This window comes from Streptomyces sp. TG1A-60 (assembly GCF_037201975.1).
Lineage (GTDB): Bacteria > Actinomycetota > Actinomycetes > Streptomycetales > Streptomycetaceae > Streptomyces.
The window spans coordinates 6,412,197-6,425,700 of sequence record NZ_CP147520.1; the positions used below are offsets into that span (position 1 = coordinate 6,412,197).

Consider the following 13,504-nt stretch of genomic DNA (forward strand, 5'->3'; position numbering starts at 1 on the left):
CCCATGGCAACGCTTGAAATCCGAGACCTGCACGTCACCGTCGAGGCCGACAACGCCACGAAGGAGATCCTCAAGGGCGTCGACCTCACCGTGAAGCAGGGCGAGACGCACGCCATCATGGGCCCCAACGGCTCGGGCAAGTCGACTCTCGCCTACTCGCTCGCGGGTCACCCGAAGTACACGATCACCGGCGGCACCGTGCTGCTCGACGGCGAGGACGTCCTGGAGATGTCCGTCGACGAGCGCGCCCGCGCGGGTCTGTTCCTGGCGATGCAGTACCCGGTCGAGGTCCCCGGCGTCTCGGTCTCCAACTTCCTGCGCACCTCCGCCACCGCGATCCGCGGCGAGGCCCCCAAGCTGCGCACCTGGGTGAAGGAGGTCAAGGAGGCCATGCAGCGCCTCAACATGGACCCCGCCTTCGCCGAGCGCAACGTCAACGAGGGCTTCTCCGGCGGTGAGAAGAAGCGCCACGAGATCCTCCAGCTCGAACTGCTCCGCCCGAAGGTCGCGATCCTCGACGAGACGGACTCCGGTCTGGACGTCGACGCGCTCCGGGTCGTCTCCGAGGGCGTCAACCGCGTCCGCGAGACCGGCGAGGTCGGCACCCTGCTGATCACGCACTACACGCGCATCCTGCGCTACATCAAGCCCGATCACGTACACGTCTTCTCCGGCGGCAGGATCGTCGAGTCCGGTGGCGCCGAGCTCGCCGACAAGCTGGAGAACGAGGGCTACGAGGCATACACGAAGGGTGGGGCATCCGAGTGACACAGCTGCCGGGCCTCCTCGACACAGAGGCGATCCGCAAGGACTTCCCGATCCTGGACCGTCAGGTCCACGACGGTCAGAAGCTCGTGTACCTGGACAACGCGGCGACCTCGCAGAAGCCGCGCCAGGTACTGGACGCCCTGAACGAGTACTACGAGCGCTACAACGCCAACGTCCACCGCGGTGTGCATGTGCTCGCCGAGGAGGCCACGGCGCTGTACGAGGGCGCGCGCGACAAGGTCGCCGCGTTCGTCAACGCGCCCAGCCGCAACGAGGTGATCTTCACCAAGAACGCCTCCGAGTCGCTGAACCTCGTGGCGAACATGCTCGGCTGGGCCGACGAGCCCTACCGGGTGGACTCCGAGACCGAGATCGTCATCACGGAGATGGAGCACCACTCCAACATCGTGCCGTGGCAGCTGCTCTCGCAGCGCACGGGCGCGAAGGTGAAGTGGTTCGGGCTGACCGACGACGGCCGCCTCGACCTCTCCAACATCGACGAGATCATCACGGAGAAGACGAAGATCGTCTCCTTCGTGCTGGTGTCCAACATCCTGGGCACGGTCAACCCCGTCGAGGCGATCGTGCGCCGGGCACAGGAGGTCGGCGCTCTCGTCTGCGTCGACGCCTCGCAGGCCGCGCCGCACATGCCGCTGGACGTCCAGGCCCTCCAGGCCGACTTCGTGGCCTTCACCGGCCACAAGATGTGCGGTCCGACGGGCATCGGCGTGCTCTGGGGCCGCCAGGAACTCCTGGAGGACCTGCCACCGTTCCTCGGCGGTGGGGAGATGATCGAGACGGTGTCGATGCACTCGTCGACCTACGCTCCCGCCCCGCACAAGTTCGAGGCGGGCACCCCGCCGATCGCGCAGGCGGTGGGCCTGGGCGCGGCGATCGACTATCTGCAGTCGATCGGCATGGACAAGATCCTCGCCCATGAGCACGCGCTCACCGAGTACGCGGTGAAGAAGCTGGCCGAGGTACCCGACCTGAGGATCATCGGCCCGGCGACGGCCGAGGACCGGGGGGCGGCGATCTCCTTCACGCTCGGCGACATCCACCCGCACGACGTGGGCCAGGTTCTCGACGAGCAGGGCATCGCGGTCCGGGTGGGCCACCACTGCGCCCGCCCCGTCTGCCTGCGCTACGGAATTCCCGCGACCACCCGAGCGTCGTTCTATCTGTACTCCACGCCGGCCGAGATCGATGCCCTGGCCGAAGGCCTGGAGCACGTACGGAACTTCTTCGGCTGAGGGGACGAGCGATCGCATGAAGCTGGATTCGATGTACCAGGAAGTCATCCTGGACCACTACAAGAACCCGCATGGGCGGGGCTTGCGGGATGGCGACGCCGAGGTGCACCACGTGAACCCGACGTGCGGCGACGAGATCACCCTGCGCGTGAAGTACGAGGGCACGACCGTTCGGGACGTCTCGTACGAGGGCCAGGGCTGCTCGATCAGCCAGGCCTCGGCCTCCGTGCTGAACGACCTCCTCGTCGGCAAGGACCTGTCGGAGGCGCGGAAAATCCAGGAGACCTTCCTGGAGCTGATGCAGTCCAAGGGGAAGATCGAGCCGGACGACGCGATGGAGGAGGTGCTGGAGGACGCGGTCGCGTTCGCCGGTGTCTCCAAGTACCCGGCCCGGGTCAAGTGCGCCCTCCTCAGCTGGATGGCGTGGAAGGACGCGACGGCCCAGGCGCTGGGCGGAGCCGACGCCGAAAGGAAGACGGCATGAGCGACACCGTGGAGATGAAGCCGGCCTCCGAGGAGGAGGTCCGTGAGGCCCTGTACGACGTCGTCGACCCCGAGCTGGGCATCGACGTCGTCAACCTCGGCCTCATCTACGGCATCCACGTCGACGACGCGAACATCGCGACGATCGACATGACCCTGACCTCCGCGGCCTGCCCGCTGACGGACGTCATCGAGGACCAGGCCAAGTCCGCCACGGACGGTATCGTGAGCGAACTGCGCATCAACTGGGTCTGGATGCCCCCGTGGGGTCCCGACAAGATCACGGACGACGGCCGCGAGCAGCTTCGGGCGCTCGGGTTCAACGTCTGAGATCCACCGGACATGGGTGTGGCCCCCGGCGATACGCCGGGGGCCACACCCATGTCCGGTGAACGGCCGGTCAGGACAGGCCCTTCACCAGTTGGTACGAGGCGTCCGCGAGGAAGTGACCGCTGTGTTCGTAGCGGTCGAGGCGGAGCTGGAAGTTCCGGTGGCGGACGAAGTAGCCGGGGTAGTTCACCGACTCCAGCATGACCGAGTCCGCGTACGCGGAGCGGGGGCAGAAGGTGGCGTCCTGCTTGAAGAGGTGGGAGCCGTCGTGGCTGGCCGCGCGGAGCACGAAGCTCGCGTGCCGAACGTAGCGGCCGTCCGCCATGCGGAAGGAGTAGCAGGAGGAGTTCGCGAGACCGGAGACGACCTTGAAGGAGGAGTCCTCCCGGGTCTCGCTGCCGCTGCGGGAACTCACCTGGTCCAGCTGGATCACACCGCTCCGCAGATGCCAGTAGCGGTCCGGGTAGTTGACGGACCGTACGGATTTGAGGGAGGTGGTGGACGGCGGCTTCCTGGTGGGCGTGGCCGACTTCGACGGCTCGTCCGTCGGCTTGGCGCCGCCCTGCTGGCTCTCGGACGAGCCGGGCTCCTTCGCGTCGTCGGAGTCCTTGTCCGCGCCCTCGCCGTTCTTCGAGCTGTCCTTGGCCTCCTGGGGCTCCGACAGGCCGCTCTTGCCGTCCGGCGCCGAGGTCGCGGGGGGCGAGGTGGGCGGGAGGGAGAGGGAGGGCAGGACCCGGTCGTCGTCGGCGGCGGTGGTGCGGCCGTCGTTCTGTGACGAGTCGTCATGTCCCGAGTCCTGCAGCATGAGCGCGGTCACACAGGAGGAGACCACGGCAAGGGCCAGGGCGCCGGCCAGCCAGAGGCGGCGCGTGCCCGGTATGCGGGTGTCGTTCGGGGCGACACCGGTCTCCCACACCTTCGCGGGTCTGAGCGCGGGGAGGTTGGGCGTGGTCCGTTCCGGATCAGGTCCGGGCTTAGTTGGCGGCATGCGCGGTTCCTTCGGCGTCGCCAAGAGCGGACGCGAATCGTCATGGGTTCGACAGGGAGGAGCCAGACGCGACCGGTGCGCGAGACCGTCGAGGTCGCCACATCCGGGAGCTTGACCGGTGAAACAGTAGTGGACCGAGTGGTGTCCGGGGAGTGCTTTCAGCCAGTGCTTCCATAACGGAACGGCCCCGAAACGGCGGCCTCCTGACCGTTCGTGATGCGCGTAGAGGTCATTGGTACGGACGATCGCCCCGAAGCCGTCCGTGAATGTGGCGGTACGGTCCGATCCGTGCGGCTCGGGGGCTCCCGGTGCTGAACTCCGCCCGTGCGTACGGCCGTACGCGTGATGTGTACGATCGTACACATGGGATACCTGTTGCTCACCGGCGCCATAGCCGCCGAAGTGGCCGCCACCACCGCCATGAAGTACAGCGAGGGCTTCAGCAAGTTGTGGCCGTCGCTGGTGACCGGTGTGGGATACCTCGTCTCCTTCGTCCTGCTCGCCCAGGCGCTGAAGTCGATGTCGATCGGCACCGCGTACGCCATCTGGTCCGGCGTCGGCACCGCGAGCGTCGCCGCGCTCGGGTTGGTGCTCTTCGGGGAGGGGCTGAGCTTCGCCAAGGTCGCGGGGATCGTGCTGATCATCGCGGGTGTGGTGGTGCTCAACCTGGGAGGCGCCCACTGATGGCCCGGCGCCACGACCCCGAGCGGCGGCAGCGGATCATCGACGCGGCGATCCGGGTCGTCGGACGCAGGGGCATCGCCGGGCTGAGCCACCGGACCGTGGCCGCCGAGGCGGACGTACCGCTCGGCTCGACGACGTACCACTTCAAGACCCTCGACGACCTGACGGTCGCCGCCCTGCGGCAGGCCAACGACGGCTTCGCGAAGTCCGTGGCCGCCCGTGACGCCCTGCGGGACCCCGGTACCGACCTCGCCGCCGAACTCGCCGCGCTGGGCAGTGAATGGCTCGCCGGCGACCGTACGGGTGTGGAGGTGGAGTACGAGCTCTACCTCGCCGCCCTGCGCCGGCCCGCCCTCCGGCCCGTCGCCGACGAGTGGGGCCGGGGCTTCGCCGACTGCCTCGCCCGCCGCACCGACGCGGTGACGGCGCGGGCGCTGGTGGCGCTGATCGACGGGATCTGCCTGCAAGTGCTGCTGACCGGGGCGCCGTACGACGAGGAGTACGCACGAGAGGTCCTGGCACGGATCATTCCCTGAAGGCTCTCCCGGGACGCCGTCGAGCGACGCGTGAACCCGACCGGGCGAGCGGCCACTCCTCCGCAGCACCCGAGCGGCGCCGACGCGCGCGCCGTGCCGGACCCGGGGCGGCTGCGCGAGAGCCGGGCGGCTCCCGGCCGCGGAAGTCCGCGCAGCTCATGGCGGAGGGGCACCCGCGTACTCCCTCACCTGCATGTCCGGTGCGGACCGGACCCTGAGACGTCCCCGCCGTGGGTTGGCCCGCACGGGCCCTGGGCGGTTAGGTTGCCCTCATGACCGACACGACTGCTCCTCGCACCACCGGCGCCGTGGCCGCCGGCCTCGCCACGATCGCCGCCGACGGCACTGTTCTCGACACCTGGTTCCCCGCGCCCGAGCTCTCCGCCGAGCCGGGCCCGTCCGGCACGGCGCGGCTCTCCGCCGAGGAGGCGGCGGAGCTGCTGGGCGGCGGCGCGACCGCGGCGATCGGCCAGGACGCGCGCCGGGGCGTCGACGTCGTCGCGGTCCGTACGGTCATCTCCTCGCTCGACGAGAAGCCGATCGACACGCACGACGCCTACCTGCGTCTGCACCTGCTCTCGCACCGCCTGGTCAAGCCGCACGGCCAGAGCCTGGACGGCATCTTCGGCCTCCTCGCCAACGTCGCCTGGACCTCGCTCGGCCCGGTCGCCGTCGACGACCTCGAGAAGGTGCGGCTCAACGCCCGCGCCGAGGGCCTGCACCTCCAGGTCACGTCCGTCGACAAGTTCCCGCGCATGACGGACTACGTGGCCCCCAAGGGCGTCCGGATCGCCGACGCCGACCGCGTCCGCCTCGGCGCGCACCTCGCCGAGGGCACCACGGTCATGCACGAGGGCTTCGTCAACTTCAACGCGGGCACCCTCGGCACGTCGATGGTCGAGGGCCGGATCTCCGCCGGTGTCGTGGTCGGCGACGGCTCGGACATCGGCGGCGGCGCCTCCACCATGGGCACCCTCTCCGGCGGCGGCAACGTCATCATCTCCGTCGGCGAGCGCTGCCTGGTCGGCGCCGAGGCGGGCGTCGGGATCGCCCTCGGCGACGAGTGCGTCGTCGAGGCCGGCCTCTACGTCACCGCCGGCACCCGCGTCACCATGCCCGACGGGCAGGTCGTCAAGGCCCGCGAGCTGTCCGGCGCGTCCAACATCCTGTTCCGCCGCAACTCGGTCACCGGCACCGTCGAGGCCCGCCCGAACAACGCGGTCTGGGGCGGCCTGAACGAGATCCTGCACAGCCACAACTGATCAACCGACCCCTCCGGCGATCACGTACGGGTTGATCGGCGTGACCTTCGACGGTCCAGGCAGATGAACTGGTGGACACGGAGTCCGATCAGAGGCCGAACCGACGAAATGAGGGCCGGACAGATGAGGAACGACCGGGCGAGGACCGTGGCACGGGTGGTGACCGGAGTGCTGACCGGGGCCGTGATGTGCTGGCTGCCGACCGGGGCCGCGCACGCCGACGAGACCAACAAGTCCTCGCACAACGGCCCCCGCATCGGGCTCGTCAACGTCGGCCAGGTCGACGACCCGATGGAGGACGTGCTGGAGCACACCCTGCTGTTCGGCGACGGATACCGCTGGGACTGACCCCTCCGTCCTCACCGGGAGTCCGGGGCTCGTACCGCGTTCGCGCGCGGTGCGGGCCCCGGTTCCGTTGACGGGAACTTTTCCGCCGCGCCGGCATAGCCGCGGACGGATCCACGCGTCACAAGGGGCAGAGGAGCGGGACACGGGCCCCGCCGGGGAAGAGAAGGTGACGATGGATGCCGCAGGGCAGGAGAGTTTCCGCGCATTCGTGGCAGGGCGGTCGTCGGCGCTGCTGAAGACCGCCGTGCTGCTGAGCGGCGGGGACCGGCACGCCGCCGAGGACCTGCTGCAGAACGCGCTGATCAAGGCTGCCGGGCGGTGGCAGCGGATCGACGAGCCGGAGGCGTACGTACGGCAGATCCTCTACCGGCAGCAGGTCAGCCGCTGGCGGCTGAAGTGGCGGAGCCGGGAGCTGACCGTCGCCGAACCTCCGGAGACCGGCGGCGCCACGGACGGGGCTGCCGGTGTGGAGCTGCGGCTCGTGATGCGGGGCGCGCTGGCCCGGCTGACCATCCGGCAGCGGACCGTGCTCGTGCTCCGCTACTTCGAGGACCTGCCCGAGGCCGATGTGGCCCGGATCCTCGGGTGCTCCGTCGGGACCGTCCGGTCCACGACCCACCGCTCGCTCGCCCGGCTGCGCGAACTGGCGCCCGAGCTGGCGGCCCTCGGTCCCGCCGCGGCCGAGCAGAAGCCGTCCCGTGACTTCTCGCCCGTGGAGGTGCGTCCGTGAACGTCGATGAACTGGTGCGCGACTCCCTGCGCGAGCAGGCCGCCGAACAGCCGCCCCTGGAGCCGGGCTTCGCCGAGCGGGTGCTGACCCTCCGGCGCCGCCGCCGGACCCGTACGTTCGCGACCGTCGCCGCGGCCACCGCCGCCGTGGTCGCCGTCGCGGTGGCCGTGCCGCTGCTGGACTCCGGCAAGGACGAGGTGCGGTTCGCCACCGAGATGAACAAGAGCGACATCATCGCCCACCCCGACCAGTCACCGCCTCGCGACCTGATCGCGGCGGGAGACGTGGCGCTGGCCGCGTGGTACACCTCGGCCGACGTCCGGACGTCGAAGGACACCGCCGTCCGCCAGCGCACGTACCGGATCCTCGACCAGAAGTCGGGCAAGTACGTCAAGGACACCCGCTGGTCCATGGTCGCCGTCGCCCCCGGGACGCGGACCGCGGCCGTCCTGGAGAAGGAGCTGCCGGCCAGGCGGATCGGGCTGCTCGACCTGCTCACCGGCGAGGTCGAGCGCTGGATCCCGGTCGACCGGGGCGCCGCGGGCGTCGAGTTCTCGTCCGACGGCACCCGGCTCGTGGCCACCACCTACAGCAAGAACCCCGACCTGCTGAGCAGGGTGGACTACGACTCCGACGGTGACGGCAAGAAGAACGACTTCGAGTCGGACAGGTCCACGTCGTACCGGACCGGCTTCTACGTCGTCGACGTCGACTCCGGGAAGAACGACTGGAACGAAGTCGCCCCCGACCACGGCGACGAGCGGGGAACCCTCAACCCCCGCCAGGACTTCGCGTTCAGCGGCGACGGAAAGCTGGTCCGCGCCGGGCTGAGTACGGAACCGTACGACCAGTACTACGACCTGAAGGGCGACAAGGTCGACAAGCCGGCCGACGAGAAGTACCTGACCTGGTCGGTGGAGGCACGGCTCTCCCCGGACGGCAGGCTCGCGGCCGGCGGCTTCGCGGGCGGCGCCAGGACCACCGCCTCCGAGATCCTCGACCCGTACACCGGCAAGCGGCTCCACAAGATCCGCGGACAGCAACTGCTCGCCTGGGTCGACAACAAGCGGCTCATCGCCTGGGACATCACGGCCGGCGACAGCGAGTTCCACAACGCCCTGGTGCTCGTCACCATCGGCAGTGACAAGACGCTCCCGCTCAGCGGCGCGCGCAAGGGCAGCGACGGCGCGGCCGGGCGCTGGACCCCGCTCTTCGCCACCCGCTGACCGCCCGCCGCCGCACCTCAGGCGGAGACCAGTCGTTCGTACGCCCTCAGCAGCCCGTCGGCCGTGTCACGGTCGGCGGGCCGCAGCGGTGCGCGGACCGGCCCGGAGGGCATGCCGAGCCGCCCCAGAAGCGCCTTCACCGTGACGGAGCCCGGCAGGCCGGAGCACATCATCAACTCGGTGAGGGCGATGGTCCGTTGCTGTAGCCGCGCCGCCTCGCCGGTGTCGCCCGCGTCGAACGCGTCGATGACCGACCGGAAGTGCCGGGGCACCACGTTGGCTACCGTGCCGACGTAGCCCGAGCCGCCGATGGCGTACAGCGCCAGCACGTACTCGTCGCAGCCCGTGTAGTACGCCAACTCCGTCTCCGCCAGCACCTGCTGGGTGCCGAGGAGGTCGTAGGCGCAGTCCTTCACCGCCACGATCCGGGGGTGGCCCGCGAGCCGGATCATGGTCTCCGGTTCGATGCGGGTGCCGGTGCGGCCGGGAATGTCGTACAGCGTGATCGGCAGCCCCGAGGCGTCGGCCAGCTCACGGAAGTGGGCCTCCACCGCGTCCTGCGGGGGCCTGCTGTAGTACGGCGTGACCGCCAACAGGCCGTCCGCACCCGCCTTCTCGGCCGCGAGCGCCAGCTCCACGGTGTGGCGGGTGTCGGCGGTGCCCACCCCCGCCACGATCGAGGCACGTTCCCCGACCGCCGCGCGCACCGCCCGGATCAGCTCCGCCTTCTCCTCATCCGTCGTCGTCGGCGACTCGCCCGTCGTCCCGGACAGGACCAGCCCGTCACACCCTTCGGCCACCAGCCGTTCGGCGAGCCGTTGAGCCCCGTCGAGATCGAGCGCGCCGGACGCGGTGAAGGGCGTGATCATCGCGCACAGGGCGCGGCCGAAGGGGGTGGGGCGAGCGGTGGCCATGGTGGGTGTGGTCATAGGGGTAGTCTCGGCGTGACGATTGTGAAGCTCCACTTAATTCTTCTACGAGATATACGGAAGACCTGCTACGGGGATATCGGAGGCCGGTGGCGGGCGGGCCGCTCCATCGGGTCACTTCACGAAGCGGTACTTCGGGTGGGTGGCGAGGGGCGTCTCGACCACCCTGACGGGTTCGAGGCCGCGCCGTCCGGCGCCCAGGCCGTCGAAGGAGCCGCAGTCCGTCTCCGAGGAGCGCGGGCACCACATGCTCGTCATCCGTCGACACCGACGGACAGGGATCCGCCAGATCGTATGCACGCATGCGCGGCCTCCTCACTCCCGGGGCCGATGCGGCCGAATGGCGAGGGCACGACCGCAAACGACGAGTCGATGCGCCGGGTACGGCCCTCCATCGCAAAGATCAGCCTGTTGCCGCCTTCCGGCGCTTCGCGCACCATGGCCACAGACTGGTCGCAGCGGACCTGACGGTCACGGCCGTGATCCGAAGGCTGTGGGCGTCCGCATCGCAGACGGACTGGATGTGCGCGGCGCACGGAACGGGGGCTCCCTGGCGCGGCGAGCGGCAACGGTCCGGTTCACGCCTGCGCGTCGGCGTCTCCTTCGGTGCCGCCCGGTTGCAGGAGCTGGTCGAGGACCTCGACCGTGGCCGTGGCGGCCAGGGGGTACGGCTGGAGGATGACGTCGGCACCTGCTTGGTCGAGCTGCTCGGCGTCGCGTGGGGAGTGGGCGGTGAGCACCACTTTCCCCTGGTAGTCGTGGTGCCGCAGACCGTGGGCGAGGGCTTGTCCGGCGTCCGGGAGGGGGACGGTACTGATGACGCAGCGCGCGTGGGAGAGGGGCAGGGATTCGAGGAGGTGCATGTCCTCCACGCTGCCGAACACGGCGGTGACGCCTTCCCGGTCGCTGCGGGCGACACGGTGGGGATCGTAGTCCACGGCCAGGACGCGGTGTCCGGCTCGGCCGAGCCTGTCGGCGATGGCCCCGCCGAAGCGGCCCAGACCGTAGAGGATCACGTCGGCCTCCATCTCGTGCCGTTCGAGGTCCCGTTTGCGGCCCTCTGTCCGTTCCAGCACCGACAGCCAGCGTTCGAGGCGTGCGTAGATCTGCTGGGAGTAGAGGATCAGGTAGGTGGATCCGCCGATGGTGATGAGACCGACGACGGTGATGAGGCTGACCGTGGCGCTGGTGATGTGGCCGAGGCTGAGGCCGAGGGCGGCGAGGATGAGGGAGAACTCGGAGATCTGCGCCACCGTGAGGCCGGCCAGGAATCCCACCCGTACCGGATAGCGCATGGCTGCCATGATCAGCACGACGATCAGCGGGTTGCCGACGAGGACGAAGACGGAGAAGAGCGCGGCGTCGGTGAGTTGCCGGGAGGCGTCGGTGAACTCCAGGCGCGCGCCCAGTTCCAGGAAGAAGAACAGCAGCAGGAAGTCCCGCAGGCTGACCAGACGGGCGCCGAGCGCGTCCCGGTACGGGGTGGTGGCGAGCGAGACACCTGCCAGGAAAGCCCCGACCTCGGAGCTGAAGCCCATCCAGTCGCTCAGGGTCGCCACCGACACCGCGTAGGCGACGCCGAAGAGGAGCAGCAGTTCCTGCGAGCGCGCCGCCTGGTGCAGCACCTTCGGCAGCACGTACCGCATGAGCAGGGCCACTCCGGCCAGCAGGCCGAGGCCCTTGGCGAAGACCAGGGTGACGTCCACGGCCAGGTTGTCGCCGGCCTGGCGGCCGAACGCGGTCAGCGCGATCATCACCAGCACGACGACGATGTCCTGGACGATGAGGAAGCCGACCGCGATGCGCCCGTGAAGCTGCTCCAGCTCCCGTTTGTCCGACAGCAGCTTCACGATGATGATCGTGGACGAGAAGGTCAGCGCCACCGCCACGTACAGCGCGGTGACCGTGTCCATGCCCAGGCCGATGGCGATCAGGTAGCCGATGACCGAGGTGAACAGGACCTGACCGAGCCCGGTCGCGAGGGCGATGGGTCCGGTGGTTCGGATCAGGTGCAGGTCCAGCCGGAGACCGACGAGGAACAGCAGGATCGCGATTCCCATACGTGCCAGCAGCTCGATCGTGCCGTCCGCCTCCACCCAGCCGAAGCCGGTCGGGCCGACCAGGATGCCCACGCCGATGAACGCGACGATGAGCGGCTGCCGCAGACGTACGGCCAGCAGCCCGACGACTGCGGAGACCGCCAGGACGGCGGCGATCAGAGCGAACCCGTTCAGCTCCATGGCTCCCGTCCGTTCACGGCGAGACGCGGACGCGGTCCACTCCGGCAGATGCATGTGCGAGGGAGCGTGACGCCTCAGTCGACTCCTGGCCCTCGAACGATCAGAACATCGCATGGGGCCCGCCGCATCAGATGCTGCGCGACACGGCCGAGGAGGGCGTGTTCCAGCTTCGAGCGTGCTCCCGTGCCGACCACGATCAGGTCGGCCGCGTGGCGCACGGCAAAGGTCGGGAATGGTGCTCGTGGGACTCCCCGAGGTGAACAGCGGAGGCGACCCGGCCGGAAGCGGCAGGGTCTCCACCATGCGCTCGATCTGCGGCCGGACCTCCTCCAGACATACCTGGCGCAAGCGCCTCAGGTCCTGTTCGCTCACCCCGTGCATCCGCAGCATGTGCTCGCCCGGTACGACACAGGTGTGCACCGCGTAGTGCTCCGCACCGGGGCTCAGCGCAATCCCGTACCGCGCCGCCGCAAGGGAGAACTCGTGCGTGTCCACCGCGAGCAGAACCCTGCGGTAGTCGTGGTCAGGCGGCCTTCTGACCACGAGCACCGGGGTCCTGCTCGATCGGACCAGGTTCTCCGGCGTCGTGCCGAGCAGCGCGTCGGCCAGCCGGGCCGTGCCATGCGCACCGACGACGAGCAGATCAGCGCCGCGGCGCTCCACCTCCAGCACGAGCATGGGGCTGACCCTGCCGGAACGCACTACCACCTCTGCGCGCCCAGCCCCCGCGTGCTGGCGCACATGCCCCGCAAGCCGGGTCCGAACGTGCTCCAGCAGATCGGCGTCGAGACGTGGCGGCACGACGCACACAGACGTGACGGGGGCCCTCGGTGGTGGAACCGGTCGAGCAGCACGGAGAGGCGCGGCTCGACCGGTTCCGGAGCCGGCTGACGAACGCGGGACCGGGGTGTCGCCGCAGGGGTAGCGCGGGGCGGGCAGGGTACCCGGGGCATCCTGATATGTGAGGAGGCGGGACACCGTGACCGGGACCACCGAGACCAGGCCGACGCGATTCGTGCGCTCCGCGCGATCCACGCGCTCCGGGCCGGTCGAACACGACCACCACTCCGTGGGCGAGCTGGTCGGGCAGGCCACCGAACAGCTCTCCCTGCTCGTACGACAGGAGGTCGCCCTCGCCAAGGAGGAGCTGACCGAGAAGGGGCGGCGCGCGGGTCGCGGCGGCGGGCTCCTCGGCGCGGCCGGCGCCGTGGCCTACGTCGGCTTCATGACCCTCGCCGCCGCCGGGGTAGCGGCGCTGTCCCTGGTACTGGACGTGTGGGCCGCCGCGCTCATCGTGATGGCCGTGCTGTTCGTGATCGCCGGCGTGCTGGCCGCGGTCGGCCGCGCGCAGCTGCGGCGGGCCACGCCTCCCAGGCCGGAGCTGGCGCTCGGCAGCGTCAAGGCGGACATGGACGAGATCAAGGGGAGGGCTCGGCGATGACGCACTCATCCGGCACGACCGGTGCCGCGGGCAGGGCCAACGGCTCGGTCGGTGCCAAGGGCCCCGACGAACTCCGGCGGCAGATCGAGCAGACCCGGGCCCAGCTCGGCGACACGGTCGAGGAACTGGCAGCCAAGGCCGATGTGAAGGCGAGGGTGCACTCCGCGTGGGACCGGGTGCCCAGGGAAGCGGTCGTCATCGGCGGCGCGGGAGTGGCGGTCGTTGCCGCCGGGGTCCTCGTGTGGCGGCACTACCACTAGCCGGTGACCGACCGTACGTCGATTGA

Annotated in this window: 16 protein-coding genes; 12 read left to right on the plus strand and 4 right to left on the minus strand. The window is 69.9% G+C overall.

What is annotated here, in order from left to right; all coding sequences use genetic code 11:
• The first annotated feature begins 3 nt into the window (after window positions 1-3).
• The 4 genes from sufC to WBG99_RS27920 are packed head-to-tail and all read left to right on the plus strand — an operon-like array spanning window position 4 to window position 2,834.
• Window positions 4-768: a Fe-S cluster assembly ATPase SufC gene (gene sufC, locus WBG99_RS27905; RefSeq protein WP_338898946.1), complete on the plus strand. Its 765-nt coding sequence runs from the start codon at window positions 4-6 to the stop codon at window positions 766-768.
• Complete coding sequence (locus WBG99_RS27910) at window positions 765-2,021, plus strand: cysteine desulfurase (RefSeq protein ID WP_338898947.1); 1,257 nt, start codon at window positions 765-767, stop codon at window positions 2,019-2,021. The genes sufC and WBG99_RS27910 overlap by 4 nt, the downstream gene beginning before the upstream one ends.
• A gap of 16 nt (window positions 2,022-2,037) precedes the next feature.
• The gene (gene sufU, locus WBG99_RS27915; RefSeq protein WP_338898948.1) at window positions 2,038-2,505 is read left to right on the plus strand and encodes a Fe-S cluster assembly sulfur transfer protein SufU; all 468 of its coding nucleotides are present in this window, start codon (window positions 2,038-2,040) and stop codon (window positions 2,503-2,505) included.
• On the plus strand, window positions 2,502-2,834 hold the full coding sequence (locus tag WBG99_RS27920; RefSeq protein ID WP_338898949.1) for a metal-sulfur cluster assembly factor: 333 nt from the start codon (window positions 2,502-2,504) through the stop codon (window positions 2,832-2,834). The genes sufU and WBG99_RS27920 overlap by 4 nt, the downstream gene beginning before the upstream one ends.
• A gap of 70 nt (window positions 2,835-2,904) precedes the next feature.
• Here WBG99_RS27920 and WBG99_RS27925 read toward each other — a convergent pair whose 3' ends face one another.
• Window positions 2,905-3,822 carry an AbfB domain-containing protein gene (locus WBG99_RS27925; RefSeq protein ID WP_338898950.1) on the minus strand — a complete coding sequence of 306 codons (918 nt, stop codon included), beginning with the start codon at window positions 3,820-3,822 and terminating at the stop codon, window positions 2,905-2,907.
• A 363-nt stretch (window positions 3,823-4,185) separates the two neighbouring features.
• Here WBG99_RS27925 and WBG99_RS27930 point away from each other — a divergent pair, with 363 nt between their 5' ends.
• From WBG99_RS27930 to WBG99_RS27955, 6 genes are all read left to right on the plus strand, one after another.
• Window positions 4,186-4,506: a multidrug efflux SMR transporter gene (locus WBG99_RS27930; RefSeq protein ID WP_338898951.1), complete on the plus strand. Its 321-nt coding sequence runs from the start codon at window positions 4,186-4,188 to the stop codon at window positions 4,504-4,506.
• Window positions 4,506-5,042, plus strand: coding sequence for a TetR family transcriptional regulator (locus WBG99_RS27935; RefSeq protein WP_338898952.1), 537 nt, complete (start codon window positions 4,506-4,508; stop codon window positions 5,040-5,042). Before WBG99_RS27930 ends, WBG99_RS27935 begins: the two co-directional genes overlap by 1 nt.
• Before the next feature lie 272 nt (window positions 5,043-5,314).
• Window positions 5,315-6,304 (plus strand): 2,3,4,5-tetrahydropyridine-2,6-dicarboxylate N-succinyltransferase, encoded by a 990-nt coding sequence (dapD, locus tag WBG99_RS27940; protein WP_338898953.1) that lies wholly within the window; start codon window positions 5,315-5,317, stop codon window positions 6,302-6,304.
• A 123-nt stretch (window positions 6,305-6,427) separates the two neighbouring features.
• Window positions 6,428-6,652 (plus strand): hypothetical protein, encoded by a 225-nt coding sequence (locus WBG99_RS27945; protein WP_338898954.1) that lies wholly within the window; start codon window positions 6,428-6,430, stop codon window positions 6,650-6,652.
• A gap of 172 nt (window positions 6,653-6,824) precedes the next feature.
• On the plus strand, window positions 6,825-7,382 hold the full coding sequence (locus WBG99_RS27950; RefSeq protein WP_338898955.1) for a SigE family RNA polymerase sigma factor: 558 nt from the start codon (window positions 6,825-6,827) through the stop codon (window positions 7,380-7,382).
• On the plus strand, window positions 7,379-8,608 hold the full coding sequence (locus WBG99_RS27955) for a WD40 repeat domain-containing protein (protein ID WP_338898956.1): 1,230 nt from the start codon (window positions 7,379-7,381) through the stop codon (window positions 8,606-8,608). The genes WBG99_RS27950 and WBG99_RS27955 overlap by 4 nt, the downstream gene beginning before the upstream one ends.
• Before the next feature lie 17 nt (window positions 8,609-8,625).
• On the opposite strand, the gene dapA is transcribed toward WBG99_RS27955, so the two are convergent.
• From dapA to WBG99_RS27970, 3 genes are all read right to left on the minus strand, one after another.
• Entirely contained in the window at window positions 8,626-9,537 is a 912-nt protein-coding gene (gene dapA / locus WBG99_RS27960; protein WP_338898957.1) for a 4-hydroxy-tetrahydrodipicolinate synthase, read from the minus strand.
• Between the two features lie 114 nt (window positions 9,538-9,651).
• Window positions 9,652-9,795: a hypothetical protein gene (locus WBG99_RS27965; RefSeq protein ID WP_338898958.1), complete on the minus strand. Its 144-nt coding sequence runs from the start codon at window positions 9,793-9,795 to the stop codon at window positions 9,652-9,654.
• Between the two features lie 320 nt (window positions 9,796-10,115).
• Window positions 10,116-11,777, minus strand: coding sequence for a cation:proton antiporter family protein (locus WBG99_RS27970; RefSeq protein WP_338898959.1), 1,662 nt, complete (start codon window positions 11,775-11,777; stop codon window positions 10,116-10,118).
• A 1,015-nt stretch (window positions 11,778-12,792) separates the two neighbouring features.
• On the opposite strand from WBG99_RS27970, the gene WBG99_RS27975 reads away from it, so the two are divergent.
• Together WBG99_RS27975 and WBG99_RS27980 are read left to right on the plus strand one after the other, a co-directional pair.
• On the plus strand, window positions 12,793-13,218 hold the full coding sequence (locus WBG99_RS27975) for a phage holin family protein (RefSeq protein ID WP_338900512.1): 426 nt from the start codon (window positions 12,793-12,795) through the stop codon (window positions 13,216-13,218).
• Complete coding sequence (locus WBG99_RS27980; protein ID WP_338898960.1) at window positions 13,215-13,478, plus strand: DUF3618 domain-containing protein; 264 nt, start codon at window positions 13,215-13,217, stop codon at window positions 13,476-13,478. Before WBG99_RS27975 ends, WBG99_RS27980 begins: the two co-directional genes overlap by 4 nt.
• Window positions 13,479-13,504: the final 26 nt, after the last annotated feature.

Bases quoted from the DNA above. Each gene is read 5' to 3' on its own strand.
- WBG99_RS27930 (WP_338898951.1), top strand. From the start codon at position 4,186: ATGGGATACCTGTTGCTCACCGGCGCCATAGCCGCCGAAGTGGCCGCC.
- WBG99_RS27935 (WP_338898952.1), top strand. From the start codon at position 4,506: ATGGCCCGGCGCCACGACCCCGAGCGGCGGCAGCGGATCATCGACGCG.
- dapA (WP_338898957.1), bottom strand. From the start codon at position 9,537: ATGACCACACCCACCATGGCCACCGCTCGCCCCACCCCCTTCGGCCGC.
- dapD (WP_338898953.1), top strand. From the start codon at position 5,315: ATGACCGACACGACTGCTCCTCGCACCACCGGCGCCGTGGCCGCCGGC.
- WBG99_RS27980 (WP_338898960.1), top strand. From the start codon at position 13,215: ATGACGCACTCATCCGGCACGACCGGTGCCGCGGGCAGGGCCAACGGC.
- sufC (WP_338898946.1), top strand. From the start codon at position 4: ATGGCAACGCTTGAAATCCGAGACCTGCACGTCACCGTCGAGGCCGAC.
- sufU (WP_338898948.1), top strand. From the start codon at position 2,038: ATGAAGCTGGATTCGATGTACCAGGAAGTCATCCTGGACCACTACAAG.
- WBG99_RS27920 (WP_338898949.1), top strand. From the start codon at position 2,502: ATGAGCGACACCGTGGAGATGAAGCCGGCCTCCGAGGAGGAGGTCCGT.
- WBG99_RS27945 (WP_338898954.1), top strand. From the start codon at position 6,428: ATGAGGAACGACCGGGCGAGGACCGTGGCACGGGTGGTGACCGGAGTG.
- WBG99_RS27950 (WP_338898955.1), top strand. From the start codon at position 6,825: ATGGATGCCGCAGGGCAGGAGAGTTTCCGCGCATTCGTGGCAGGGCGG.
- WBG99_RS27925 (WP_338898950.1), bottom strand. From the start codon at position 3,822: ATGCCGCCAACTAAGCCCGGACCTGATCCGGAACGGACCACGCCCAAC.
- WBG99_RS27965 (WP_338898958.1), bottom strand. From the start codon at position 9,795: ATGACGAGCATGTGGTGCCCGCGCTCCTCGGAGACGGACTGCGGCTCC.
- WBG99_RS27970 (WP_338898959.1), bottom strand. From the start codon at position 11,777: ATGGAGCTGAACGGGTTCGCTCTGATCGCCGCCGTCCTGGCGGTCTCC.